Source organism: Chondromyces crocatus (assembly GCF_001189295.1).
In the GTDB taxonomy this organism is placed as follows: Bacteria; Myxococcota_A; Polyangia; order Polyangiales; family Polyangiaceae; genus Chondromyces; species Chondromyces crocatus.
Map to the genome: position 1 here is coordinate 2,873,981 of NZ_CP012159.1, position 25,307 is coordinate 2,899,287.

The following is a 25,307-nucleotide window of genomic DNA, read 5'->3' on the forward strand; positions in this document are numbered from 1 at the left end:
TCGGCGAGGGTTGATTCGGGCGCTTTGGGCCGCGCGGATCGCTTCGTCGGCGGCGATGGGTCTCCGGAGGGGGGCGGCGGTGGGTCGACCGTCGATGCCCCGGACACTTGCTCTGTGACGGATGCGGTCTGTCGGCTCTTTGCCTTGCACGATTTGCAGACAAACGGCAGCGCCGGGCGCATCTCTCGCCCGGCGCCGATCTCCACGTAAGCACCGCAAATCGAGCAGGCCAGCTGCATGCCTGCCAGACAAGATCACCCACCTCGCGTGGTCGCGCAACGTCGAATGGTCCTGCTCCATTCGACCCCTCGCGCGACCTCTGCGGCCGGTGGTGAGCGTCGCCGCGGCGTCCCTCTGGACGCCGTCAGTCTCGCGGCGTCGCCTCCTGCCCACCCCCCCTCACCCAGTTCTCCTCGAGCCAGTCGAGCGCGACTGGCGCAGAGCGCAGGGCAGAGTCCACGGCGCGTGCCGCGGCATCGGACTCCAGCGATCCGCCTCCGGCGCGCGCATGAAGGATCCACGTCGACAGCTCGTAGTGGTGCAAGAGCGGCGCAAACCGGTGCCCCTTCAACCTTTCGAGCACCGCCGCGGCGCTCTCGATCGAGCTGCACCGCACCAGCTCCACGCCAGCGTCGAACAGCAGAGACCGGAGATCCTCGAACGCCTGATCGGGATCCTTGGCCACCTCGGCGAGCAAGGCCTCGAAGCCCTCGTCCGTGAGTCCTGCCGCTTCGGCCGCTTCTGCCATCGCGGGGACTTGCGACTCCAGGAACTCGGAGTCGGGTGACCGTCCGAGCAGACGCCCCACCAGGTAGAGATCGAACGCGCTGGCGATGGCCTCGGCGAGCAGCATGCCCTCTACTGCTGGCTTCGGTCGGTCGAGCCCGAGAGGACGGGACGCGAGGTGGTGCCACGCCACATGCGTCACCACATCAGCCGGGACATGATCTCCCGTCAGCAAGTCGCCCCCCTCGCTCGGACTCCAGAAGGTCAGGTTCAGGAACAGCACCTCGTCCCAGCTCGCGCCACCTTCGGGCACCAGAAAGCGGTAGCCATCGCGGCGGAGTGCGGCCTTCAGCTCGGCGTACAGACCGACGTGCCGGAGCGAGCGCTCGTCATCGATGGTGAGTTCATCCAGAGGCAAACTTCGGATCTTCACCGGAGCGCCTCTAGCCTCGCCGTGGACCGGGGGCCAGATCACCCCAGCAGGACGGAACAACTGCCTTGTGTCGAACGTTGGGGGGGGACGAATCGGGCTCTGACCCCACCCTGGGCGGGTGGAGCCTGAGATCCGGAGGGCGGACGGCCGGGTTGCATGCTGCCGCGGCTCGGGCATGATGCGCCCCATTCAGCTCTTGGCAGCCGAAGGGGCAGGAGGCCACTTCGTGCTGAGGAGGCACCTTGCAATGAAACCCGTCCGGTCGCTCTTGTCGATTGCCCTCGTCCTCGTCACCTCCGGTGTTGCCGGCTGTAAAGAGGATCCGCCTCCTGCGAAGCAGGAGCCGGTGGCAGCCGACTCTGCCAGCGCCAAGGGCAAGCCGAACATGCGTCCTCCGGTCGCACCTCTCGCGAAGGTCGACCCCCAGACCATGAAAGAATACCGTGTCGATGTTTGCTACTTCGGCACCCTCACGCTGAAACAAGCCCGCGACGCCTATCTGGCCAGCCTCGGCAAGGACGAGCCCAGCGAGAAAAAGATCCCGAACTTCGGGAATCCTGCGGCCAAGGCCGACGGCAGGCCCACCCCCGAAGGAAAGCTCGCGCCGCCCGGGAAGCTCGACCTCCGGAGCGCAGCGAAGGGGGCCACCACGGGCGCACCCGACGCGAAGGAAGGGCCGGGGCGTGAGCCTCGAGGGCTGGATGGCGCCCGCAAGCCGGGTGAAGGTCGGCCGCCGTTCAACTTCGTCGGCAGGGCGCCCCACGAGCGCAACGCGCGGGCGTGCACCGTGGCCGCTGGTCTGAAGGAGCCTGCGTTCCCCGAGGTCGACGCTGCCCTCGCGGCCTTCGCGCCCTACGCGGTCGAGCTCGCCAAGAACATCGCCTCGGCCCAGAACTACTACCAGCGCGAGGAGTACAAGAAAGACGGCTTCGAGAAGGGGAAAGAGCTCCACAAGAAGCTGATCGCCGACTTCGGGAAGCTCGACGAGCTGCACAGCCAGCTCGGCGTGGCCGTCGCAGCCCACCGCGAGAAGAGCGCCCCCGACGCCTCCAAGTGGGAAGAGGGGCAGAAGGTCGCCATGGACGCCTTCAGCAACGCCCGCGCCGTCATGCTGGGGCTGATCGGAACCAAGGTCGACGTCGAGGCCCACAAGGCTGCGGTCAAGAAGCTCGAAGACGCGGCGGCTGCGCTCAAGACCTTCGGCGAGAGCCACCAGGCCGACCCCTGGCCGAAGATCCTGACGCCTGCGCTGGAGGGCATGCTCCGGACGCTGAAGGACGCCGAGCCCAAGCTCACGGAGAAGGGGATCGAGCCGGAGACGTTCCTCCCGGTGATCACCTCGTTCACCGCCGTCATCGAAGCGAAGCACCGCGCCTTGTCGCGTGCGCTCATCGCGCAGGGGCAGACGCAGCCGAGACCCATGATGCCGCACCAGCCGGGCGCCATCCCTCACATGCCTGGCGCGCCCGAGGCCCCGGAAGCGCCGCCCGCCGAGCCCGAGACGAAGTGACCGCCGCCGCGAGGGGATGACGGCTCATGTCCCCTCGCGTTCCTCCCCCGTCAGACACCCGTTTCCGTGAACCGCCGGGTCGGTGACCCACCTGCGGGTGCCCCTGCTCTCAGGTGATGGTGCCGCGGCGCCGCGCTACCGCCAGACGGTACAGCGCCTCGTACTGCCGCGAGGCATGCCCCCAGCCCATCTGCTTGTGCATCGCCCGGAGTTGCATCGCCCGGAAGTGATCGGGTCGCGTCCGGTACGTGTGCACGGCCCACGCCACCGTCTGGGCCAGGGCGCTGGGCGAGAGCTCGTCGAATTTGAACCCCGTCAGGTTCGTGTCGACGGTGTCGTCCAGTCCACCGACCGCCCGCACGACGGGCAGCGTCCCGTAGCGCTGGCTGTAGAGCTGGTTCAAACCGCAAGGCTCGTAACGTGACGGCATCATGAACAGGTCGGCGCCCGCTTCGATGCGGTGGGCCAGGCCTTCGTTCATCCCGATGTGCGCTCGGAACCTGTCTCCTGATGCGCTCAGCCGTCGGAACAGAGCTTCTGCCCACCCCTCGCCTGCGCCAAGCACCACCACCTGCACGTCGTGCGACAGGATCTGCGGAAGCGCACCAGCGATCACGTCGATCCCCTTCTGGTGCGCAAGGCGACTGACCACCCCGATCAGAGGGACGTCGGCGCGCTCCGGCAAACCCATCTCCCGCTGGAGGGCCGCCTTGCTGAGTGCCTTGCCCGAGAGATCGTCTGCAGAAAAATGCGCTGGGAGGTGCGGATCCGTCGCTGGGTTCCACGCCGCGTCATCGATCCCGTTCAGGATGCCCATGACGTCGCCTCCCCTCGCGCGCAGCACCCAGTCGAGCCCCTCGCCTCCCTCCGACGTCTTGATCTCCTGCGCATAGCGAGGCGACACCGTCGAGATCAACGTGGCGTGGTGCAGTCCGCCCTTCAGCAGATTCAGCCGGTGATGAGCCGAGAGCCCGCCCTTGCGGTACACGTCCCAGCCGAGCCCGGTGAGTGGGAACAGGTGCTCGTCGAACCACCCCTGATACCCCATGTTGTGGATCGTCAGCACCGAGGCGGCCTGCCCGAGCTGCGAGTCCTTCTCCAGTGTGTTCAGGTACACGGGGAGCAGCGACGTCTGCCAGTCGTGGACGTGGATCACATCGGGCCAGAACGACAGCGCGCGGCAGAGCGAGAGCGCACCTCGCGAGAGCAGCGTGTACCGCTGCAGGTTGTCACCGAACTCTCCGTGTGTGTCTCCGTAGACCCCGTCGCGGTCGAAGAACCCCCCGTGTTCCAGCAGGTACACCCGGGGCGCGAGCAGCGCGGCCGAGTCCTCTGCTCCACCGCGCGGCGCGAGACGGGCTTCCCACACGGCCGTCCACACGTCGTGCCCTCCGAGAGGGACACCGAGCGGCGCCTCGTGCCTCCGCACCCCTGGTCGCAGCGCGCCGTGCGCGTCGACGAGGTGGGAGATGGCCGAATCGTAGCGCGGCATCACGATCCGCACGTCGTGTCCGCGTGCGGCGAGCGCGAGGGGCAGGGCCCCCGCCACGTCGGCGAGGCCGCCCGTCTTGGCGAAGGGCACGCACTCGGAGACTGCGAAGAGGACCTTCAAACGAGGCATGATGGTGTCATTCGAGGGCGCGACCTGGGCGTCACCCGGCCACGCGGCTCCCCGTAGTACCAGCTTCCAGGCGGCTCGTGACCTCCCTATCGACCTCGCGGTCGAGGGGGCGGATCAGTCCGCTGCGGACCCGTCCGGGCCTGCATCGGGGACAGGCGCGGGAGCGGGGGGAGCCTCTCGTCGTGGCGGCTCACCATGCTCCGTCGAGAGCTTCTTCACCAGACCGTCCAGGATCATCTGCTCGTGGTACTGCGGCATCGACGGGAGCTGCACCGCGACATGGACTCCGCGCTTCGCGCCCACGATCTCGATGGAGCCCTGCGACACCCGCTTGCCGCTCTCCGGGCTCGTGTACTCGAAGAGGATGTAGCCGTGCTCGACGTCCTTCTCGGTGACCTTCATCCCGAGATCCACGCGGACGAGGCGGAGCGCCGTGCCGAACGTCTGCTCGTACGTGTACGGGGAGTCGTATGCGGCACCTGCGTTCGCCTCCGCGGTGACGAGCCCCACGGCGGTGACGCCGAGGGCCAGGGCGAGCACGGCGACGGAAGCGAGGCGGCGCATGCCGCGGGGGTTACCTGGCGCGGGGGTCGAGGGCCAAGTTTTTGGTCGTGAGCGCGCCGTAGCGGCGTGACGGCTGGCTCAGCTTTTCGGAGGAATGAGGGTGCCGGCGAAGGAGACCACGACCCAGCCTCGCTCGCGCTTGTGACAGATGAAGGTGAAGGCGGCGGTATAGGCCATCACCTCGCTCCTGCCGTCAGGGTGGTGGAGCGTCGCGCTCCCTCGGTACACACCGTTGCCGATAGAGATGTCTCCGTAGACCCGCTCCTTCCAGCTCAGATGCTCGAATTCGATGCTGTCCGTGACCGCGCGGACGCGATCCATGTACTCGTATTTTCCGAGGAGGTTGCCCACCGGGTCCTGCATCACCGCTTCGTCGCTGAGGACGCGATCGAACCAGTCCATGTCGTGTTTCTCGGCCCTCACCAGCCATTGCTGCCAGATCTCGTGAGGGGTCTTCGGTTCTGTCATCGTGGACATGAAGGGACTCTTTCTCGTGCGGCGCGGCTGGTCGGCCCAGGCGGTGCACCAGCTCCCGGGCACGGGCGGTTGGGGGTGTGGATCGGACGGTGATGCATCGCTCCGATTTCGCGCTGCCTCAACCGTCGGATGACGCTCGACTCGTGCTGCGCTTCAGCGCTCGCGTGCCGTCGTGCTTCCAGCGTGTCCGCTGCTCGGGACGAGCACGTCGGGCTCGGGCGCGGATGCCCTCCCTTCGGCGGTGAGGAGCAGGCCAAGGATGGCGGCGGCGATGTGCCAGCCCACCTGCGTCGTGTAGAGCAGGAACACGAAGGCTGCCCCGGGGCCCTTGATCAGCGGCTCCGGGAAGAAGATGGCCAGGGCCATGTACCCCGAGAGCTGGAAGGCTCCGAAATAGCCAGGCCCTGCTGGCACGAGAATTCCGATGCCGATGCACCCCACCACGACGCAGGCGTGGGTCAGGCTGAAGCCAGGGAGGCCTGCGCCCCATCCGAGGAGCCACACGCCGGTGGCGTTGATGCCCCAGTAGAGCGCCGTCTCGACGAGGAACGGCGCGAGACGTCGGGCAGAAGGGAGAAAGCGCAGGCCGTCGGCGACGCGCTCGACGATGCTGGCGAGGCGCTCGGCGAGGGAGATGGAGACGAGACCGACGAGGGCACGGGTGGCACGTCGCGCGAAGTCACGGTGCCAGAAGAAGATCGCCATGAGGGCGAAGCAGACGGCGAACAGCGCCAGCACCCCGTAGGCAGCTTGCGGGACGGCGGAGGCGGGGACGGCCAGCTCGCCGACATGATCGGGGAGCGGAGAGAGCGGCGTGGAGAGCTGGAGCGCGACGAAGAGAAGAAGGCTGATGACGAGGCCGTCGAGGATGCGCTCTGCGCCGACGGTTCCCGTGGCCTCCCAGAGGCGGATCGAACTGCGGCGCGTGATGAGGTAGGGGCGAACCACCTCGCCCGTGCGGAGTGGCGAGAGCAGGATGGCGGCGAACGCGATCCACGAGACGGCGATCGTGTTGCGGAGGGACACCTCGCCGAGCGGGCGGAGGAGATGCCGCCAGCGGGCCGCGCGAAACACGTGAAGGAGGATGAGCGAGGCGACGTAGGCCCAGACCGTCCAGGGACGCAGAGAGGCAAACGCCTCCGCGGGGGGCAAGATCGGTAGGCCACCACGGGCGAGCAGCCAGGCGAGGCCCGAGCCCAGCAAGAGGGAGGCTGCGATCTTGAAGGCGTGGCGCTGGAGAAAGCCGCGAGGGGGGGCAGACAGAGGATCCGCGGCAGGCGAGGTCACAGGCCGGGACTAGCACAGCGGCGGCACGAGATGCGATGTCGGGAAGGGGTGAGCGTGACGCGGGTCAGGAGGTGGCGCTCTTCGCGGCGGGGACCTGCGAGCCAGCCCGACCAGGCAGGAGGCGGGCACAGCCGGTCGCGAGCAGGAGCGCCACGCAGAAGACCATCATGGCGGTCGCGTGTTCGCCGTGCACCAGCTCGGGCGCGCGCGACTCGCTGAGCACCAGACCCAGCACGCTGACGCCACCCACGCCCCCGATGTAGCGCATCGTGGTGGTGACGCCGGCGGCCATGCCACTCTTTTCGCGTGGCACGTCGCTCATGGCGGCCGCCTGCGAGGGCGCGGAGCTCAGGCCGAGGCCTGCGCCGAGCAGCGCCAGTGCGGGGACGGCATCGGTCAACGTCGCGAGGGGGCGCACGAGGAGCAGCACCATCCCGGACACGGCGATCAGGCTGCCGCTCGTGGCCACCGCGCGCTCGCCGAAGCGCTCGGACAGCCGGCCGGCGAGCGGAGAGGCGATCACCATCGCCACCATCATCGCCACGAGGGTGTTGCCGACGTCCTGCTTCCCCAGCGTGAACAGCCGCCCCGCGACCTGGGGTAGCTCGAACATGACGGAGTACATGCCGAGGTTCTGCAAGGCGATGAGCAAGCTCCCTCCAACGAAGGCGCGCTGCCGGAAGAGGGAAAAATCGATGACCGGGTCGGCGACACGCCGCTCCCAGAGCGCGAAGGGGATGAACCCGAGCAGCCCCAGCGCGGCAGCCCAGCGGAGGTGCGCGTTCTCGAGCCCCAGCACGATGCCGATCAGGGAGAGACCCAGCAGCACCGAGCCGACCACGTCGAAGGGGCGCGGGGGCGCCGCGGGGGACTGTGCCTGGGCGGCAGGCGCAGGGCTGCCCTTCGTGTGCGCGAGCAGCGCGGAGAGGAGCAGCACCGGGACGTTGGCCAGGAAGATCGACGTCCACCCGAAGTGCGCCACGAGCAGGCCGCCGATCTTCGGACCCAGCGCCGCCGACAGACCCATCAAGGCCCCGAAGGCCCCGAAGGCGCGAGGCCGCATCGCCGGTGGAAGCTCGGTGCGCAGCAGCGCCATCGCGCTCGGGCCGAGCACGGCGCCCCCGGCGGCCATGGTGATGCGCGCCGTGGTGAGCACGGACAGCGTGGGCATCAGGTAGGCCACGGCGGCGCCCAGCGCGAACGTGAACTGCCCCAGCGCGAGCGCGCGACGGTGCCCCAGCCGATCGCCGAGCTTTCCGCCAGGACTCTGCAGCACGATGTTCGTCAGCAGGTAGCTCGTCACCAACCCCTGCCGGAGCGCCGCCGAATCCGCCGGGAGTGCCTGCGCCATCTCTGGCAGGGCCACGGCGATCATGGTGGAGTTGAGCGGGGCGAGCGCGGCAGAGAGGGCGACGGCGGCCAGGAGCCGCACGGGCAGGGTGGGTGCTTCTCGGGTCACGGTGGTGAGGTGCTCTCAGCCGCGGGTGATCGCCCGTCGCTGGAGCAGGTACAGCCTGTCTCCCTCGAAGGCCCACTCCAGATCCTGCGCCCCCCCGAACGCGCTCTCGCACGCCGTGGCCAGCGCATCGAGCTGCGCGAGCCGCGCGTCGTCGAGGCAGAGAGCGGAGACGCGATGCGGCTCCACGTCGACCTCCTTCGTGCCACCGGCCTCGGCCCAGAGGATGGCGAGGTCCTTGTCGCCAGCCCTGCGCTCCAGCACCAGCCCCCCGCGGGCGACGCGGTAGTAGTCGGGCGTCACCAGCCCGGCCACCACCGCCTCACCCAGACCCCAGGTGGCCTCGATCACCCGCTCGTCGGCACCCGTCGTCGGATGCCGCGTGAAGAGGACCCCGGCGCAGTCCGCCGGGACCAGGCGCTGGATGACGATGCCCATGCGCGGCTCTGGCGGCAGACCGAGCTTGAGCCGGTAAGCGCGCGCCGACGCGGTGCGTCCCGAGCCATGCACCTTCCGGATGGCATCGAGCAGCGCGGCCTGCGTGCGCACGTTCAGCTCCGTCGCGTGCTGCCCGGCGAAGCTCGCGTCTGCCGCATCCTCCCCGACGCCCGACGATCGAACGGCCACCGGGCCTGCCAGCCCCGAGAATGCATCGACTACGCGACCGATGGCGCCCTCCTTCCCAGCCACGACCTCGTCGACGAAGTCGGAAGAGAGTGCCCAGGCCGGCGGCACGGGCAGGCCACTCCGATGCGCCTGCCCGAGCTGCACGGCCTTGCCTCCGAACTCGATCTCGCGCTCGGCGTGCTCGACCCGCGCCAGCACTGGTTGAACTGCGCTCATGGCGACACCTCCTGCGGTGCGCGCGCCTCTGCCGCTGGACGGGGTGCTGCGGGGGCGGACAGGACCGTCACCTCCCCGGTCGCGCCGTCCACGCGCACCCGCGCTCCATCGGGGATGGTCACGGTCGCGACCTTGGTCGCGACGATGCCCGGAATCCCGTACTCGCGGGCCACGATCGCCGCGTGGGAGAGCTGACCTCCTCGGTCCGTCACGATCGCGCCCAGCAGCGGCAGCACCACGTTGAAGTAGGCCGACGTCGCGCGCGTGATCAGCACGTCCCCCTTCTGCAGCCGGTCGAAATCGACCGGATCGATCACCACCCGCGCAGTCCCCTCGTAGACCCCGGTGTTGATGGACAGCCCCTGGACGACCGTCCTGGGAGACGACGGCTCCGGCGTCGCCGGGACCTCGAGCTCCGTCATCATGTCCTCCTGCACCGCGTTCATCGCGCGCGCCACGCGCTGCATCGTCGCCGGCAGGACATCGAGGGGAGGGTGCGGCCCAGGCGGCGCGTTCAGCCAGGGGGGGGCCTCCGCGAGGGTCATGTTCATGCGCCAGAGCCGGTGCTTCTCGATCTCGGTGATCGACGGGCCGCTGCGGCCACGCAGCAGATCGATCATCTCCTCGATCTGGAGATCGACCACGTGCTCTGCGTCCTCGAGCTTCCCGGCGGCTACGAGCCGACGACCCACTTCCAGCACCGCCCGCCGCGCGAGCCCCGTCCCCACGCTGTCCGAGTACAGCCCGCGCTCGTCGCGCAGCCGGTTCACCGCCCGCGCCTCTTCGAGCAGCGCGTCGAAATCTCCGCGAAGCCCGAACGGCACGCGCTGCCGCAGCGCAGCCTGCTTCTCGCCGAGATCGTCCAGCGACCGCTCCTGCGTGTCGCCGCTCACCGCCACCCGGATGGCGCGCACCAGCATCTCCGGCAGCTCGCCGATGGTCTTGTCGGGCACGTCGTACCCGATCGAGCGATGGCGCACGACGTCGAGGTAGGCGCGCGCAGCTGGCCCGACCTCACCGGGCAGCGCCATCAGGGCGTCGAGCGCCGCCTGCGGAGCGCCCTCGCGCTCCAGCACCTTGCGCCCCTCCTCGCTGGCGCGGAGCGCCTTCACGAGCACGTCGAGTTCTGCCGCTGCGATGCCCTTGGCCACCGGCGTCGATCCCCGGAGCAGCTCCAGCGCCTCGCCGGAGGACGCCCCCGTCCACGCGCAGACGTTCGCCAGGTAGTCGCCGACCGGAAGGACGGAGGGGACGCTGTAGCGATGGTGCATGACGATCATGGCCTCCATGTGGGCCTGGGCGCGACGCAGATGGGTGATCAGCCCCTCCGTGTCCAGCGTCTGCGGATCCTCGGCTTGCAAGGCCTCGTGCTGCGCGACGCACTGCGGCTGGTCGACGTGATCCCACCGATCCAGATCGATGCGCCACTGCTTGATCGCGAAGGCGTGCGCGCACTTTGCCGCGCTCGCGCGCATCGCGGGCAGCAGGCGAACCACGAGCCACACCAGCGCCTTCGGCGGCGGCCCGGGCAGCCAGCTCATCGAGCCCCCGCCCGTGCGCTGCATGTAGACGAAGCCGTTCACCATGCCGGGAATGAAGGGCACCTGGATCCCGTAGGGGTCCACGCTCTCGCGGAAGCCCTGGGGAAACGCGCGGACCAGGAGCTGCTGCGAGAAGCGCGTGATCGGGCGCGAGAAGTGGCTCGTCTCCAGCTCCCACGGACCCGGCGCAGGCGCCTCGAACTTCACGTCGGCGAACAACGGTTGATGCTCCCTGTCCAAGGCCCGCGCCCTCCTTCCGCCCTCTCCCAGCGCCACCGCGTGCGAGCTGCTCGGCTCGGGACGACCCCGCGGGATGGAGCGGGCTCGTCGCGGTCAAATTGCAACGAAACGTTGCGATTCTGTAACAGAGCCGTAACAACGGCGCCTCGTCAAAAAGCAACGTCAGCGTTGCTTTCATCCGACAAGGGCGCACAGCCGTGTACCCGCATCCGTGTGCAACGGACCGAAACCACGGCGCTTCTTGCGAGGGTCGGGCGCACCGACCGAACCGTGGACGACGGGGTCAGGGGCGCTTGCGGAGGTCGATGCGCTTGAGGGCGTCCAGCTCCGCGCGCGCTCGGTCGGCTTCTTCTTGGAGTTTCTCCAGCCGCCCTCGCATCAGCGCCAGCTCACCGAGCAGCTTGCCTCGCTCGTCGCGGGCCTCCTCGAGCCGCAGCTCGATGTCGGCGATCTCGTACCAGAGCTCGTCCCCGCGGAGCGCGAGGGACTGCAGCTCCGCCTGGAGGCCCTCGCGCCGACTCTCTTCTTCCCTCAGCGCCTGACCCGAGCGGGCTCGGGCGTCGAGCTGATCGACGATCAGCCGACCCTGCCGCGCCCAGTGGCTCGTCGGATGGGCAGCCGAGAGGGCCTCGACGGCGCTGCGCACGCGCCCCTGCTCGTCGGTGGGATCGTCGACGAGCAACACCATGATGCGTCCGAACGCCGCGTGCGCGCGCTCTTCGGGGAAACGCGCCCGGGCTGCGTCGCGCTCGTACTCCGCGCCTGCCCCGGTGAAGTCGCCGCGCGCGAAGAGTGCGTCGCCTGGGAGGGACGCGCGGGGAACGATGGGGACCTCGGCGCAGCCCGTCGCACCGAGCGTGCCGAGGCCGACGACGACGAGCGCCAGGGCCGTGGTGAGCGAGGGCAGGAGCCGCGGCGGCGCGGTGCTGCCCTTGCGGTGGAGCGGGAGCACGACGGTGAACTCGGCGCCGCCGCCCGTCGGGGAGAAGGCCCCGATCCAGCCCCGGTGCGCCGAGACGATGTCCCGACAGATCGCGAGACCGAGCCCGACGCCGGAGCCCGAGCCGCGTGCCGCGTTCCTGCCGCGCGAGAAGCGGTCGAAGATGCGGCGACCCTCGTCCTCGGCGAAGCCTGGCCCCGTGTCGCGCACGCGGATGCGGGCGACGCGACCCCGCGGCCGGCTGTCGTCCGGACCGAGGAGATCCGTGTCGATCTCGCTGGCGTCCACGGTGTCGACGTACACGTCGAGCGAGCCGCCGCGCGGCGTCACCTTGAGCGCGTTGTCGACGAGGTTCTGCACCACCTGGGCGATCCGATCGGCGTCGCAGAGGACGGGGATGGGGTCGTCCTGGGTGGCGATCGCGAGGTGGATCCCCAGGTTGAGCGAGCGGGCCTCGAGCACGTCGGCCGCCCCCCGGACCACGGCGCAGAGATCGTGGGCCGAGTACACGTAACGGAGACCGGCCGCGTGCGCAGAGGCGTCGAGCAGATCGGAGATCATCGCCTCCAGACGTCGTGCCGAGGAGAGCTGGAGATCGAGCATGCGGCGCTGTCGCTCGTCGAGGGGACCGACCACCTCGTCGAGCAGGAGCTGGTTCGTCTCGATCATTGCCACGATCGGCGTCTTCAGCTCGTGCGAGATGTGCGAGACGAAGGCGGACTTGAGCCGCTCGAGCTGCTCCAGCTCGTCGACCATGGCATTGAAGGAGCCGGCGAGCTGCGCCAGCTCGTCGCGCGACCGCACGTCGAGGCGCACCGAGAAGTCACCCGCGGAGACGGCGCGCGTGCCGGCGACCAGCGCGCGCAGCGGGCGGCTGATGGAGCGCAGCATGAATGCGAGGACGGTGAGGCTGCCCAGCAGCGCCACGACCGCGGCGGCGAACGACAGGTTCGCGGCCTCCTCGCTGCGCGCGAGCGCTGCGGCGGAGCGCTGTGCCATGGAGCGTCGAGAGCTGCGGGACAGCTCCGTGGTGGCTTGACGGACGGCGTCGAGCGACGCCTCCAGAGCGTCCACGCGATCCGCGGTTCCGGTCATGTGGTGGAGCCGCTCGACGCCGAAATCGTCCAGGTGCTGCTTGAAGGCCGCGTGCAGCCCTGCGGCGGCGACCCGCTCGGTAGCGTCCAGGGGCAGGTTGCGGAGCGCGGCGAGCTCCCGGGAGAGCGCCGTCTCCAGCTCGAGCACGCGTTCGGCGTACCCGGGATCGCGGCTGACCAGGTACTTGCTCGCGGAGGACTCGAGCGGATCGAGGAGGCGCCGCGCCTCTGCTGCGCGATCGGTTGCGGCGACCTGGACCTCGACGGTCTCCACGTTGAGCCTCGCCAGCTCGTCCACGCGCGCCACGAGCCAGAGCGTGACGCCGACGAGTGCGACGAGCGCGACGCTGACGCCGATCGTGATGCGCCCGACGACGGTCATACCCCGAAGGTCTTGAGCTTGTTGCGCAGCGTCTTCACGTCGATGCCGAGACGGCGCGCCGCCTCGGCCTTGTTGTTGCCAGCACGCCGCAGCGTCTCCAGGATCAGGATGCGCTCGGCCTCCGCGCTCGTGACGCCCTCCGGCAGGACGATCCCCGTCGGTGGTGCCGGCTTCTGCGGCTCGGGCTCTCCGAAGGGGAGGTGCCGCGCCGAGATCACGCCCTCGCGAGCGAACACCACCGCCCGCTCGACGAGGTTTCGCAGCTCGCGGACGTTCCCCGGGAAATCGTGGGCCGAGAGCGCCGCCAGCGCGTCGTCGGACAGGCCGGTGACCCGCGCGTTGTGGCGCTGGTTGGAGAGGCCGATGAAGTGCCTCGCGATGACGGGGATGTCCTCTCGCCGCTGTCGGAGCGGATCCACGTTCACGCGCAGCACGTCGAGGCGAAACAGCAGATCCGCCCGCAGGTGCCGCTCCTCCACCGCTTGCATCGGATCGCGGTTGCTCGCGGCGATGACGCGGACATCGAAGCGCAGCTCGCGCGTGCTTCCCACGGGGCGCACGACGCCGTCCTCCAAAACACGCAGGAGCTTCGCCTGCAGCCCGATCGGCATCTCGGTGATCTCGTCGAGGAACAGCGTGCCCCCGTGGGCGAGCTGGAACATCCCCACCCCGGCGTCGGTGGCGCCCGTGAACGCGCCCTTCGTGTGACCGAGCAGCAAGGAATCGGTGAGCCCCTCCGGGATCGCCGCCGCGTTCACCGGGACGAACGGCCCTTTCCGCCTTGGCCCCAGGTCGTGGATCGTGCGGGCGACCAGCTCCTTGCCCGTCCCGCTCTCGCCGATGATCAGCGCCGTCGCGTCACTCTCGGCCACGCGCCGGATCAGCTCCCACAGATGGCGCTGCGAGGCCGAAGCACCCACCAGCGGACCGAGGCGATCCGTCCCTCGCAGGTCGACCGGCTCGCCCGCCGCGGGCGCCTCCGCCCGGGTGCGCTCGTCTCGCTCGCGCGCGAGCAGATCCAGCCGCTCCCGCAGGGCCGTGTAGTCGAGCGGCTTCGTCAGGAAGTCTGCGGCACCGCGCCGCATCGCCTCGACCGCCGTGCCGATGGAGCCGTACGCCGTGATGAGGAGCACCACCCGATCCGGACGCTCGACCTTCAGCGTATGGAGCAGCTCCACACCGCCCAGGTCGGGCAGGACCACGTCCGAGATGACCACCTCGGCGTCGAACACCGCCACGGCCGCCCTGGCCGCAGCGCCGCTGTCCGCCGTGCGCACCTCGTGACCCCACTGCGAGAGGCGCGCATGCAAGACCTCTCGCATCGCGGGCTCGTCATCGACCACCAGGATTCGCAGTGCCGCCATTGAAATTAGAGGAGGGCCGACCTTAGCACGCTGCGCCATGAGTGCCTGTCGGGCAGATTTCCCTGCTTGGCCCTGCGCCGCCCCCTTACGGCAGGGAATTCTTCCCTGATGGGGGCCTGAAAATGTGGGCAGAAGTCCGCATCGACGCCGCACCACCAGGGCACTCGTGCCCGCCCGCTCCAACCTTTGGGGGCGCTGCGTCACCCGAGCGGCCTCGCCTCCCACCTGGAACTCGCAGGGATCGCTCTGTCCAGGTCACCGGCACGCCTACCCTCGATCCTCCGCGTCCCTATAAAGGGACGGCTCCATGGAGGAACAGCCTTCGAGGCCTCCGTGGGCTCCCGATTCGTGCTGGCCGTGTGCTCGCGCCATGGCTCCGCGCGCTGGCATGCGACACGCCACGAGAGGAAGTCCGGTGCTGAGTATCGAACAGGAGAAAATTCAGGCGCTCGAAGCGGAGAACGAGAGGCTCCGGGCGCGGATCGAGGAGCTGGAGCACCAGCTCCGTGGGGACCCCGGCTCCGAGGGGCCGGCGTCCCACAAGGTGGAGGGCGTCTCCTACGAGACCATCTTCAACGCCCTGCCCGTGCCCTTCGCCATCTACCGCGCCGACGGCGTGGTCGTCGCCTTCAACGACGTGAACTGCCGTCGCTTCGGCGTCTCTCGGGATCAGGTCGTGGGCAAGATGAACGTCTTCGACAGGAAGTCGCTCGCCGAGAGCGGCTACCTCGACGCGCTGGGGCGAGCGCTCGCTGGCGAGGTCGTGCGGCTCGCCCCGACCCTGCTCCAGAACCCTACCTCCGGGCGACGTTTCTGGATCGAATCGACCCTGGCGCCCATCCCGGACGACTCCGGCGTGAAACTCGCTGCGGCGATCACCTTCGACATCACCGAGCAGAAGGAAGCCGAGGAGGCGCAGCGCCGGAAGGCTGCGCTGATGGAGGCCGTCCTCCTGAGCGCCCCGTTCCCCCTGGTCGTGCGCGACCTCGAAGGGCGCCACATCTTCGCGAACGACCAGATCGAGGAGATCGTGGACCGGACGCCGGACGAGCTACTCGGAACGACGGTGCTCGACGTGGTCGGCCCCGAACTCGCGGACATGCTCCTCGAGACGGACGCCGCATGCCTTGCTTCCGGAAAATCCTCCACCGTCGAGCACCGCGTGACGCTCCAGGACGGGGAACACACCCTGCTCTACACGACGTTCCCCCTCCACGACACCACGTTCGGCCCCATGGGCGTCTGCGCCACCGCCATCGACATCACCGCGCGCGTGGCCGCCGAAGAGAAGACCCGACAGCTCCAGGAAGAGATGCTCCAGATCCACCAGGAGACGCTGCGCACCGTCTCCACACCGCTGATCCCCATCGCCCGCGGTGTCGTGGTGATGCCCCTCGTCGGGGAGATGACGAGAGAGCGCGCCTCTCAGGCGATCGAGACGCTTCTCGATGGCATCGCCACGCAGCAGGCCAGGATCGCCATCCTGGACGTCACAGGCGTCCCGCAGGCTGGAACGGAAGTGACCGACGCCCTCCTCAAGGCCGCCCGGAGCGCCAAGCTCCTCGGCGCCGAGGTCTTGCTCACCGGGATCCGCCCCAGCGTGGCGCAGGCGCTGGTCGAGCTGGGCGCGGATCTCACCGACGTGATCACGCAGGGGACGCTGGCGCAGGGCATCGCCTATGCGCTCGACAAGCGCCCTGCGCGGCGAGCTGGCTAGCGGTCGCGGAAGCCCTCGGCAGGGCTCAAGCGGGCGGCGTAGGTGCTCGGGATGATGGTGGCGAGCAGGCAGATCGCGATGGCCGTGCCGCCGGTGATCAGGAACTCGGTCCAGCGCACCTGCACCGGCAGGTGGGAGATGAAGTACACCTTCGGATCCAGCGGGAAGCCATAGACCAGGAGTCCCTTGCACACCGCGAACCCGAGCAGCAAGCCGAAGGTCGTCCCTGCGAAGCCGATGATGCCGCCCTGGTAGACGAAGATCCGCAGGATCGCCGAGTTGGTCGCACCCATCGCCTTCAGGACGGCGATCTCCTTTTTCTTGTCGAGCACCACCATGATCAGCGTGGCGACCACGGTGAACGCCGCGACCACGATGATGAGCGCGAGCACGGCGCTCATCCCGATCTGCTGGATGCGCAGCGCAGCGAAGAGCCCTCGGTTCAGCTCCTCCCAGTCCATCGTGTGGTACAGCCCGCTGCCCAGCGTCCGCGCGACCTCCTTCGCGATCGCGGGCGCCGCGTCGATGTCGTCCACCCGCATCTCGACGCCGGTCACCGTGTCTCCCTGCCCGTAGAAGGCCTGCGCCTCGTACAGGTCGGTGTAGACCAGCTTGGAGTCGTACTGATCGAAGCCGGCCTCGAAGATGGCGATCACCCGGAAGTGCTTGGCGATGGCCGGCTTGATCGCGCCATCCGCGGTGAACGAGAACCCGATGGTCGGCGAGGTGACCATCACACACTTGCCAATGTCGAGATCGAGGTTCTTCGCCAGCGACGAGCCGATCACGATGCCGGGCATCTTCGCGACGGACTCCGGATTCGCGCAGAGATCAGGGTCGACCTCCGCCGGGATCGCGTCGTCCTCCGGCAGGACGCTCTTGTACCCGCCCTCGGGCTCCACGTTGCCCACTGGACCTGCGGCGAACCTCTCTTCGGCTGCCTCGTCGTCCTCGGCCGCCTCCGCCGCGGGCGCCTCGTCCGGCTGGCTCGGCGCCGCCGCCGCCTTGCGCTCGTCCTCGCGGATGCGCTGCTCCATGGCGTGCAAAAGGCCCAGATCCCGACCGTGCTCGTCCGTGGGGTCGAGCAGCGGGTTGGCGAGGCGGCCCGACTTGCCAGGGGCGTCCGGAGCCGTCGTCCCCGGCAGGGGGATCGGTGGGGCGCCCCCCGGCGGTGCCTCGTCGAGCGTGGGCACCGGCGGCAGCGCGGGCGCAGCGCGCTCCGGCGGCTTCGCCCCAGGCAGCCGCAGCGCCGACAGATCGCCGCCCGGCAGGATGTACCGGGGGAGGTCGAGCACCGCCACTGGCCCATTCGGACCTGCACCCACACCGAGGCTCGTACTCGGCTCCACGCCCTTCAGCAGGACGCCGGTCGCCGTCGCGTCGCCGTGCGTCAGCATCATCGGGTTGATGCTGAAAGGCGCGACGCCCACCACACCCGGGACCTTCTCTACCTGCTCCATGATCGAGCGGTACTCCCGGAAGTCCGTCGAATACTTGAGCACGAGGACGTGCGCGTTGACGCCCAGCACCTTGTCCCGGAACTCCGCCTGGAAGCCACCGGTCACGCTCATCACCGTCGCGAGCGCCGCGACGCCCAGCGACACGCCCAGAATGGCGAAGACGGTACTGATGGAGATGAAGGCGCGCTTCCTGGAGCCCATGTAGCGCAGCGCGACTTCTAGGGGGTAGCTCATCGTCGTTGGTCGCCTCCCTAGCAGAGCGGCCGCCGTGGAGCACGCACGCAGAGCGCATCTTCCGAGCTGACGAGCCGCCGCTTCTCGCGCGCCGTCACGCCTGCTAGCATCCAGACCTCAGTGCTGAGGGGCTGCTGCGAGCGCCCATGACCCGTGGAACGACGGAAGCGATGAGCGCCCCCGAGAACGAGCATCCCCCCGCCCGCAAGCCCGCCGCGGCTCCGGACACCGCCGGGGCGGCCTCGCCGACGCCTCCCCGAGTCGCCTCGAAGCCCGAGCCTCCGCCGCCGCTTCGCTCGGCGGCACGTGCCTCTTCCGCGGGCAAGCCGCCCCCGGCAGCAGGCAAGCCTGCGCCGCCACCGCCGCCTCCAGCGGGCAAGGCCACACCCGCGAAATCCTCGGCCTCTGCGAGCCAGTCGGCGCCACTCGCGCCAGCCGCCGGGAAACCATCGGCCGCAGCGAGCCAGTCGGCACCATTCGTGGCGAAGCCCGCGCCCGCCGCCGGGAAGCCGTCGGCTGCAGCGAGCCAGTCGGCGCCGCTCGCGCCCGCTGCTGGAAAACCATCGGCCGCAGCGAGCCAGTCGGCACCGTTCGTGGCGAAGCCTGCGCCCCCCGCCGGGAAACCATCGGCCGCAGCGAGCCAGTCGGCGCCACTCGCCTCTGCGAGCCAGTCGGCGCCGCTCGCGCCCGCTGCTGGAAAACCATCGGCCGCAGCGAGCCAGTCGGCGCCGTTCGTGGCGAAGCCCGCGCCCCCCGCCGGGAAACCGTCGGCCGCAGCGAGCCAGTCGGCTCCTCTGGGCTCTGCGAGCCAGTCCGCGGCGCTCGTGGAGAAGCCCGCTTCGGCAGCTGGCAAGCCCGGCCCCATCCCGCCGCCACCTCCCCCGCCCCAGAGAATCTCCGCTGCGGGGAAGCCGCCGGCGCTGGGCAAGGCGTCGCCAGCGCTCGGCGTCCCGCCGCCCGTGCCTGGAGCACCGCCGCCTGCGCCAGGCAAGTCACCGCCTGCGCCGCGCGCCGCGATGGCGAGCTACCCGGGCGTGCGCTCGCCCCTCGGCAGTGATCCCGGCGCCCGCGCCGCGATGGGCAGCAACCCGGGCATCCCGCGTCCACCGACCGGGAGTCATCCCGGCGTCCCGCGCGCCGCGATGGGCAGCAGCCCGGGCATCCCTCGCCCCGGCAGCGATCCCGGCGCGCCGCGCGCCCCGATGGCGAGCAGCCCGGGCATCCCGCGACCGGGCGTGGAGAGCGAGTCGGACGAGTACCACCTCGGCAACCGCGCCGACGCCGTGACGATCATGGGCCCGCCGCCCGAGCCGGAGCCCTCGATCGAGATCCCGCCGCCCGCGGAGCTCGACGACCAGCGCCAGCCTGGCGCGCGCGACCCGTACATCGGCACGACCTTCGACCACCGCTACAAGATCGAGCGCCTGCTCGGCGAAGGTGGGATGGGCTTCGTCTACCTCGCGCGCCACAAGGTCATCGACAAGAAGGTCGCCGTGAAGGTCCTCCGCGCCGAGCTGGCGCGCGACGAAGAGATCTTCGAGCGCTTCGTCCAGGAGGCGCGCGCCGCGTCGAGCGTCGGCAACCCGCACATCGTCGACGTCTCCGACTTTGGCGATCTCCCGGACGGCTCCAAGTACTTCGTCATGGAGTACCTCGAAGGCCTGAGCCTCTCGCAGATCATCGACGGCACCGGCGAGATCGAGATCGACCTGATCTACAAGGTCGGCCTGCAGATGGCGGACGGCCTCGCCGCGGCGCACAGCGGCGGCATCGTCCACCGCGATCTCAAGCCCGACAACGTCTACATCGTCCCTCGCGGCAAGGACCCGCAGTTCGTCAAGATCCTCGACTTCGGCATCGCCAAGGTGACGACCGACGCCGAGAGCCGCCTCACGCGCGCGGGCGCGGTGTTCGGAACGCCGCACTACATGTCGCCCGAGCAGGCTGCCGGCGCCCCCATCGATCAGCGGACCGACATCTACTCGATGGGCGTGATGCTCTACGAGCTCGCGAGCCGCCAGCTCCCGTTCACCGCCGACAACTTCATGGGGATCCTCACGCAGCACATGTACAAGGCGCCGGTCGCGCCGCGCGCGCTGCTTTCGGGCCCCGGGCAGACCTGCCCCCCTTCGCTCGAGGCGATCATCCTCAAGTGCCTCTCGAAGAAGCCCGAGTCGCGCTACCAGAGCATGGCCGAGCTGCGCGAGGACATCGAGGCCGCGCGCGCCGGCAGCGTACCCAAGGCCGTCCCCGAGATGATGGCCCGTTCGGGCGGCTTCAACGTCCCGCAGGACTACTTCAAGCCCAAGACCGCGCCGCCGACCGACGCACCTCCGCCCTCCGTCGCCGCCCCGAACCGCTTCCCGCGCTGGGCCTGGATTGCGGCCGTCGCCGCCGTGCTCGGCGTCGGTGCGGCAGTCGCTGCCTCCCTCGGCGGCACCCAGGCCGCGGGTGGCGCCGATCTCCCGGCCGCTCCGCCGCCCGAGAAGACCACCGTCGCCACGCTTCCCTCGGCGCCCGAGCCACAGCCCACGATCGAGCCGAGCCCGACCAGTGACAGCGTGCAGATCTCCCCCGTCACGCGGGTCACCGTCGCCCTCAACGCCACCCCGAAGTCGGCGGTCGCCTACGTCGCGGGGGTCGCGTACCAGCTCCCCACGCGCATCGAGGTCCAGGAGGGCAAGCCCATCACCGTGGAGGTCCGCGCCGAAGGCTACGTCTCCCAGATGATCCAGCTCGACGGCGTCGAGACCAAGCGCACCGTGAAGCTCACCAAGGAAGCCGCCAAGCCGGCGAGCAGCCGCGGGTCCAGCCCTCCCAGCATCGACCCTTCCCTCCGGGACCCCTGGGCACCGCCGAAGCCGCGCTGACGCCCCGGCACCCGCTGACGCCCAACCGTGCTACGCCGGGCGTGTGTCGGACATCGCGCACCTGATCGACCTCGTCCCCCCTGACGTGCTCGGCATCTGCCGCCGCCTGCGCGAGCAAGGCAAGCGCGGCTGGATCGTCGGTGGCTGCGTCCGTGACCTCCTCCGGGGCAAGCCCGCGAAGGACTGGGACGTCGCCACGGACGCCAGACCCGAGGAGACCGCGCGGTACTTCCGCAAGGTCATCCCGACGGGCATCCAGCACGGCACCGTCACCGTGGTCATCAAGGGCGTCCACTACGAGGTCACCACCCTCCGCGGCGAAGGCGCCTACAGCGACGGCCGCCGGCCCGACACCGTCGAGTTCGTGGACGACATCACCGCCGACCTCGCGCGCCGCGACTTCACCTTCAACGCCATCGCCATCGACCCCGTCGACGGCCACCTCATCGACCCCTTCGGCGGCCGCGGCGATCTCGAAGCCCGCACCCTCCGCGCCGTCGGCAAGCCCGACGAGCGCTTCGCCGAAGACGGCCTCCGCGTCCTCCGCGGCGCCCGGTTCTCGGCCACTCTGGAGTGCGTCATCGACCCCGAGACCGAGCGCGCCATGGGCACCGCCCGCTCCCTCGACACCTTCCGCCGCGTCAGCCAGGAGCGGGTCCGCGAGGAGTGGCTCAAGGCCATGAACGCGCCTCGCCCGAGCGTCGCCTTCGAGGCCATGCGGCGCACCGGCATTCTCGCAATCACCAGCCCCGAGCTCATCGAGTCCGTCGGCTGCGCGCAGAACCGCTACCACGCCTACGACGTCTGGGGTCACGCCATGGCCTGCCTCGACGCCTGCCGCGCCGAGCCCATCCTGCGCATGGCCGCCCTTCTCCACGACGTGGGCAAGCCCCGGACGCGCGCCTTCTCGGACAAGACGCAGGACTACACCTTCTATGACCACGAGCGCGTCGGCGCCGAGATGGTCGAGCCCTTCCTCACCCGCCTTCGCTTCTCGAACGAGCAGCGCGCCCGCATCGTCGCGCTCGTGCGGCACCACCTCATCTGTTACTCCGACGACTGGAGCGATGCCGCCGTGCGCCGCTGGCTGCGCCGCGTGACCCCTGGCCTCGCGCCCGAGCTCTACGAGATCGGCACGGCCGACGCCCTCGGCAAGGGTCTCGATGCGACCGAGAGCCTCGCCTCCATCGAGCGTCTCCGCGCGCGCGCCGAGGCCGTCATGAAGGCGGGGGCCGCCATGTCGACCCGCGACCTCGCGCTGAACGGCGGCGCCTTGATGAAGGCCCTGGGCATCAAACCGGGCCCCATCGTCGGGCAGCTCCTCGACCACCTCGTCGAGGTGGTCACCGACGACCCCGAGGCGAACACCCCCGATCGCCTCCTCGACGCAGCCCGTCAGCGACTCGCCGAGCCAGCCGCTTCCTGAGCCCCTCCAGCCAGCGGCAGGCACGCGTCTGTCGCCGAGCTACCGTCTGGCGTGCGCGATCGCCCCGGATGCGGCGCGGCTCAGCGCACGAGCCAGAGCCGGTACGTCGAGTTGTTGTCCTTGTAGAACGAGTCGTGAACCCACGAGATCCCGGCCTCGTCCCAGTAGCAGCCGTCGTTCTCGAACTTCGGCCACACCGGCCCCTTCTTGATCTCGTGGCAGCCCGCGCCCATCGGCGTGTCCGAGTCCTCCACGTTGAACGACAGCCGCAGCGTCCCGCAGTTGTTCGCCTCCAGCGGGATGTTCGTCGCGGCGACCGGGTACGAATAGGTCGAGTGCTCTTCCACCTGGAGCGGCACCCAGTTCTTCATGCCCGCCGGGTACCACGCGCTCACGTTCGACTGCACCGCGCTCGAGATCAGGTACGAGGCGTACTGTCCCTCCGAGTCGACGAACAGGAACTCCCGGAACGGCACCACCGCGTAGGCATCCGACTTGTGATCGGCGAACGTGAAGCTCTCCACGTCACCGGCCGTGTCGGCCGCCTTGAACCGCTCCTCGTTGCACGCGCCGACCTGGTTCGCGTTCCCGCACGCCAGGTAGCAGGACGTATCGCTGAAGTAGCTCCGGTCGGCGACGCTCGCGACCAGCGTCCAGCCCCCGCCCTCCAGCTCCATCTCGCAGTAGGCGGCGAAGGGCTCCACCGGGCCGCTCCCGTCCGGATCGAGCAAGAACACGCCGCTCGGTGTGCCCGCCGGCAGGTCCGTACACCGCCGGTATGCGCAGTCCTCGTTCACCTGCCCATCGCAGTCGTCGTCCTCGGGCGTGTCGCAGTTCTCCTCGATGGGCGTCACCTCGCCCACGCAGGCGCCGTAGCTCGCGCCGCTCGCATCGCACGCTTGCGCGCCGCCCTTGCACGCCCCCACGCCCTGGGTCCCTTCGGGCCCCGTGTAACAGAGCTGCGCCTCGCCGGGCGTGCACACGCTCGCCGCGCACGCCCCCGCGATGCAGGCCTCCCCGTCGTCACACGCGACCCCGCACGCCCCGCAGTGATCCGGGTTGCCCTGGGGGTCGACACAGCCGTCCCCGCACCGTGTGAGCCCACCTTCACAGGGAACCGCGGAGGTCACGGCCCCGTCGCCACACCCTTGCGCTGCGACAGCGAGGAGCGACGTCACGAAGCCAGCGAGGAGCAAGGAGCGCAAGGTAGGGGGTGCCATGGCCGGTTCCAGCCATGGTACCACCTCGGGCGACGGCTGCCTCCGTGACGGCACACGATCGGCGCGCGATCGACCCGCCCCTCGGCCTTTCCAGCCCCAGCGCCCACCCAGCTCGGCCCCGGAGGCCCCTGGACCCCCGGAGACCACCGTCACCCTCGCTTCGCGGTCCGCGATGGCGGCTCGTGACGCGAGCGCCCCCCGTCCTCCGCAGGCCGCAGCGGCTTCGTCGCGCCAGCCGTGCTTCGACGCTGCTCGCCCCGCGTCGCCGCTTCTCCGCGCCTGCTTCGTTCCCTGAGGTTTCTCGCTCCGCGCCGCTTCCTCGTTCCCCACCGCTTCCTCGTTCCGCGTGGGCCGGTCGCCCAGGGCGCTCACCGACGTGCGGATCGAGAAAGCCGCCCCACATCGCTCGGGGCGCATCGACCGGTGCACGCAGCACATCGCGCCGTTCGAGGCAGCACCCGTCACGCCACGACCCGACCTCACGAGCGACCATGACGCTTTAGCGCGTCGCTTCGTGCGTTGTTCGTTGGAGCCCAACGCAAAGCACATGCTAGTTTCCGCACGTGGACTGGCGCACGCTGCCTTCCGACCCGCTGCGCGGGCCCTCGAAGCGCGCCGCGGCGAACTCTCTCCAGCTCGCCGCGCTGGCCGTGCTCGCAGCCCTCGGCGTGCTCCTGCTGGTGACGAAGGTGGCCGCTCCCGTCCCCCCGCTGGCTGCGTCCCTCACCAACGGCTCCTTGCCGAGCGCGGGGGCCGAGGCCTCGACGAGGCCTGCCCAGATCACCTCGCTCCTCCCCGACGCCATGGCGAAGCTCGCGCGTCGCGCGCTGCCCTCTTCGCCCTCCCAGGCCATCGCGGTGGTGAGCGCTCCACCGGCCGCACCACGTGCCGACGCTCAGCTCCGGCGTGAAGGGCGCGACTTCCTCGGCGGCGGCTTCCTGAGCTTGCCACCCGCGTTCGCCTCGGCGGACGGCGCCTACGACCTCGCCGTGCATTTCCACGGCAACACCGGCCTCGTCGAGGAGAGCTACGTCGCGAGCGGCCTGAACGCCGCAGTGCTGGTGCTCAACGTCGACGGCTTCGGCTCCGGCGTTTACGAGTCCCGCTTCTACCACCCTGCCGTCTTGACCAAGCTGCTGGGCGAAGTGCAGCAAGCGCTCGTCGCTCGTGGTCTTCAGGGCGCGCGGCTCCATCGGCTGGCGCTTTCAGCGTGGAGTGCAGGGTACGGCGCGGTGCTCCGCGCCCTCGCCGATCCCACGCTGGCGGAGCAGGTGAACGCGGTGCTCCTGCTCGATGGCCTGCACTGCGGTTACGACGACCATCGCGCGCCCGCCGTGGAGCGCCTCGCCGCCCTCCAGGCGTACGCCGAGCGTGCGAAGGCGGGGGAGCGCTTGCTGGTGATGACCCACTCCGAGATCCAGCCCGTCGGCGACTACGCAGGGACGCACGAGACGATCGACGCCTTGCTCGGCGTGCTGCGTGTCCGCCGCACGTCCCTCGCTGACGCCCCGCGGCTGCCGGCGCTCGCTTCGCTGCGGGGCATCCTGCCAGCGCACCAGATCAAGCCGCTGGACCCGCTGACCCAGGCGCGCGTCGGTGGGCTGGTGGTGCGTGGCTACGACGGCAGCCGTGAACCCCACCACGCCATGCACCTCGCGCAGATGTCGGTGATCGCGCTGCCCGAGCTGGTGGCTGCCTGGTCGACGTCGAACTGAGCCGAGCGGCGCAGCCCTCGGCTCCGTCACGAGGCAAGGCGGTCGCGGGCGCTTCGAGAGCGCGGCGTGGCCTCCGTGGAGGCGTTCTCCGGCCGGCGTGAGGCGGCGTTCGGGCGCCTGAGAGGCGCGCGCGGGTGATTCGAAGGTGGTGCGCGGGGGCGCCGAAGGAAGTGCACGGGGGCGCCGA

Annotated in this window: 18 protein-coding genes; 5 read left to right on the top strand and 13 right to left on the bottom strand. The window is 70.0% G+C overall.

Going from position 1 to position 25,307, the window contains the following annotated elements; translation table 11 throughout:
- Positions 1 to 364 precede the first annotated feature (364 nt).
- Positions 365 to 1,159, bottom strand: a complete 795-nt coding sequence (locus tag CMC5_RS10730; RefSeq protein ID WP_050430313.1) for a hypothetical protein — start codon at positions 1,157 to 1,159, stop codon at positions 365 to 367.
- A 247-nt stretch (positions 1,160 to 1,406) separates the two neighbouring features.
- Here CMC5_RS10730 and CMC5_RS10735 point away from each other — a divergent pair, with 247 nt between their 5' ends.
- The gene (locus CMC5_RS10735; protein ID WP_050430314.1) at positions 1,407 to 2,669 is read left to right on the top strand and encodes a DUF3829 domain-containing protein; all 1,263 of its coding nucleotides are present in this window, start codon (positions 1,407 to 1,409) and stop codon (positions 2,667 to 2,669) included.
- Positions 2,670 to 2,778: 109 nt separating this feature from the next.
- Here the strand turns inward: CMC5_RS10735 and CMC5_RS10740 are convergent, their stop codons facing one another.
- The 9 genes from CMC5_RS10740 to CMC5_RS10780 form a co-directional block, all read right to left on the bottom strand.
- A complete protein-coding gene (locus CMC5_RS10740; protein WP_050430315.1) occupies positions 2,779 to 4,290 on the bottom strand; it encodes a glycogen synthase in 1,512 nt (503 codons plus the stop codon).
- 114 nt (positions 4,291 to 4,404) lie between these two features.
- On the bottom strand, positions 4,405 to 4,854 hold the full coding sequence (locus CMC5_RS10745) for a hypothetical protein (RefSeq protein WP_050430316.1): 450 nt from the start codon (positions 4,852 to 4,854) through the stop codon (positions 4,405 to 4,407).
- Positions 4,855 to 4,932: 78 nt separating this feature from the next.
- On the bottom strand, positions 4,933 to 5,331 hold the full coding sequence (locus CMC5_RS10750) for a nuclear transport factor 2-like protein (RefSeq protein ID WP_050430317.1): 399 nt from the start codon (positions 5,329 to 5,331) through the stop codon (positions 4,933 to 4,935).
- Between the two features lie 153 nt (positions 5,332 to 5,484).
- Positions 5,485 to 6,618 carry a lysylphosphatidylglycerol synthase transmembrane domain-containing protein gene (locus CMC5_RS10755; protein ID WP_050430318.1) on the bottom strand — a complete coding sequence of 378 codons (1,134 nt, stop codon included), beginning with the start codon at positions 6,616 to 6,618 and terminating at the stop codon, positions 5,485 to 5,487.
- Positions 6,619 to 6,682: 64 nt separating this feature from the next.
- Complete coding sequence (locus CMC5_RS10760) at positions 6,683 to 8,077, bottom strand: MFS transporter (protein ID WP_050430319.1); 1,395 nt, start codon at positions 8,075 to 8,077, stop codon at positions 6,683 to 6,685.
- A 15-nt stretch (positions 8,078 to 8,092) separates the two neighbouring features.
- Complete coding sequence (locus tag CMC5_RS10765; RefSeq protein WP_082362376.1) at positions 8,093 to 8,917, bottom strand: PEP/pyruvate-binding domain-containing protein; 825 nt, start codon at positions 8,915 to 8,917, stop codon at positions 8,093 to 8,095.
- Complete coding sequence (locus tag CMC5_RS10770; RefSeq protein WP_050430321.1) at positions 8,914 to 10,677, bottom strand: PEP-utilizing enzyme; 1,764 nt, start codon at positions 10,675 to 10,677, stop codon at positions 8,914 to 8,916. The genes CMC5_RS10765 and CMC5_RS10770 overlap by 4 nt, the downstream gene beginning before the upstream one ends.
- A 304-nt stretch (positions 10,678 to 10,981) precedes the next feature.
- Positions 10,982 to 13,114, bottom strand: a complete 2,133-nt coding sequence (locus CMC5_RS10775) for a sensor histidine kinase (RefSeq protein WP_050430322.1) — start codon at positions 13,112 to 13,114, stop codon at positions 10,982 to 10,984.
- Complete coding sequence (locus CMC5_RS10780) at positions 13,111 to 14,517, bottom strand: sigma-54-dependent transcriptional regulator (protein ID WP_082362377.1); 1,407 nt, start codon at positions 14,515 to 14,517, stop codon at positions 13,111 to 13,113. Before CMC5_RS10780 ends, CMC5_RS10775 begins: the two co-directional genes overlap by 4 nt.
- Before the next feature lie 376 nt (positions 14,518 to 14,893).
- Here CMC5_RS10780 and CMC5_RS10785 point away from each other — a divergent pair, with 376 nt between their 5' ends.
- Positions 14,894 to 16,195, top strand: coding sequence for a PAS domain S-box protein (locus CMC5_RS10785; RefSeq protein WP_050430324.1), 1,302 nt, complete (start codon positions 14,894 to 14,896; stop codon positions 16,193 to 16,195).
- Here CMC5_RS10785 and CMC5_RS10790 read toward each other — a convergent pair.
- Both CMC5_RS10790 and CMC5_RS10795 read right to left on the bottom strand, forming a co-directional pair.
- Complete coding sequence (locus CMC5_RS10790; RefSeq protein WP_050430325.1) at positions 16,192 to 17,889, bottom strand: ABC transporter permease; 1,698 nt, start codon at positions 17,887 to 17,889, stop codon at positions 16,192 to 16,194. The two genes, CMC5_RS10785 and CMC5_RS10790, sit on opposite strands and share 4 nt — an antisense overlap.
- Before the next feature lie 103 nt (positions 17,890 to 17,992).
- The gene (locus tag CMC5_RS10795) at positions 17,993 to 18,880 is read right to left on the bottom strand and encodes a hypothetical protein (RefSeq protein ID WP_156338436.1); all 888 of its coding nucleotides are present in this window, start codon (positions 18,878 to 18,880) and stop codon (positions 17,993 to 17,995) included.
- Between CMC5_RS10795 and CMC5_RS10800 the strand changes: the two genes are divergently transcribed.
- Both CMC5_RS10800 and CMC5_RS10805 read left to right on the top strand, forming a co-directional pair.
- Complete coding sequence (locus CMC5_RS10800; RefSeq protein WP_245678394.1) at positions 18,849 to 20,759, top strand: serine/threonine-protein kinase; 1,911 nt, start codon at positions 18,849 to 18,851, stop codon at positions 20,757 to 20,759. The genes CMC5_RS10795 and CMC5_RS10800 overlap by 32 nt on opposite strands.
- A gap of 43 nt (positions 20,760 to 20,802) precedes the next feature.
- Positions 20,803 to 22,185: a CCA tRNA nucleotidyltransferase gene (locus CMC5_RS10805; RefSeq protein ID WP_050430328.1), complete on the top strand. Its 1,383-nt coding sequence runs from the start codon at positions 20,803 to 20,805 to the stop codon at positions 22,183 to 22,185.
- Positions 22,186 to 22,265: 80 nt separating this feature from the next.
- Here CMC5_RS10805 and CMC5_RS10810 read toward each other — a convergent pair whose 3' ends face one another.
- Positions 22,266 to 23,405: a fibrinogen-like YCDxxxxGGGW domain-containing protein gene (locus CMC5_RS10810; protein ID WP_156338437.1), complete on the bottom strand. Its 1,140-nt coding sequence runs from the start codon at positions 23,403 to 23,405 to the stop codon at positions 22,266 to 22,268.
- A gap of 563 nt (positions 23,406 to 23,968) precedes the next feature.
- Here CMC5_RS10810 and CMC5_RS10815 point away from each other — a divergent pair.
- Positions 23,969 to 25,120 carry a hypothetical protein gene (locus CMC5_RS10815; RefSeq protein WP_050430330.1) on the top strand — a complete coding sequence of 384 codons (1,152 nt, stop codon included), beginning with the start codon at positions 23,969 to 23,971 and terminating at the stop codon, positions 25,118 to 25,120.
- The last annotated feature ends 187 nt before the right edge of the window (positions 25,121 to 25,307 follow it).

Bases quoted from the DNA above. Each gene is read 5' to 3' on its own strand.
- CMC5_RS10735 (WP_050430314.1), top strand. From the start codon at position 1,407: ATGAAACCCGTCCGGTCGCTCTTGTCGATTGCCCTCGTCCTCGTCACC.
- CMC5_RS10740 (WP_050430315.1), bottom strand. From the start codon at position 4,290: ATGCCTCGTTTGAAGGTCCTCTTCGCAGTCTCCGAGTGCGTGCCCTTC.
- CMC5_RS10745 (WP_050430316.1), bottom strand. From the start codon at position 4,854: ATGCGCCGCCTCGCTTCCGTCGCCGTGCTCGCCCTGGCCCTCGGCGTC.
- CMC5_RS10750 (WP_050430317.1), bottom strand. From the start codon at position 5,331: ATGTCCACGATGACAGAACCGAAGACCCCTCACGAGATCTGGCAGCAA.
- CMC5_RS10765 (WP_082362376.1), bottom strand. From the start codon at position 8,917: ATGAGCGCAGTTCAACCAGTGCTGGCGCGGGTCGAGCACGCCGAGCGC.
- CMC5_RS10775 (WP_050430322.1), bottom strand. From the start codon at position 13,114: ATGACCGTCGTCGGGCGCATCACGATCGGCGTCAGCGTCGCGCTCGTC.
- CMC5_RS10780 (WP_082362377.1), bottom strand. From the start codon at position 14,517: ATGGCGCAGCGTGCTAAGGTCGGCCCTCCTCTAATTTCAATGGCGGCA.
- CMC5_RS10790 (WP_050430325.1), bottom strand. From the start codon at position 17,889: ATGAGCTACCCCCTAGAAGTCGCGCTGCGCTACATGGGCTCCAGGAAG.
- CMC5_RS10810 (WP_156338437.1), bottom strand. From the start codon at position 23,405: ATGGCACCCCCTACCTTGCGCTCCTTGCTCCTCGCTGGCTTCGTGACG.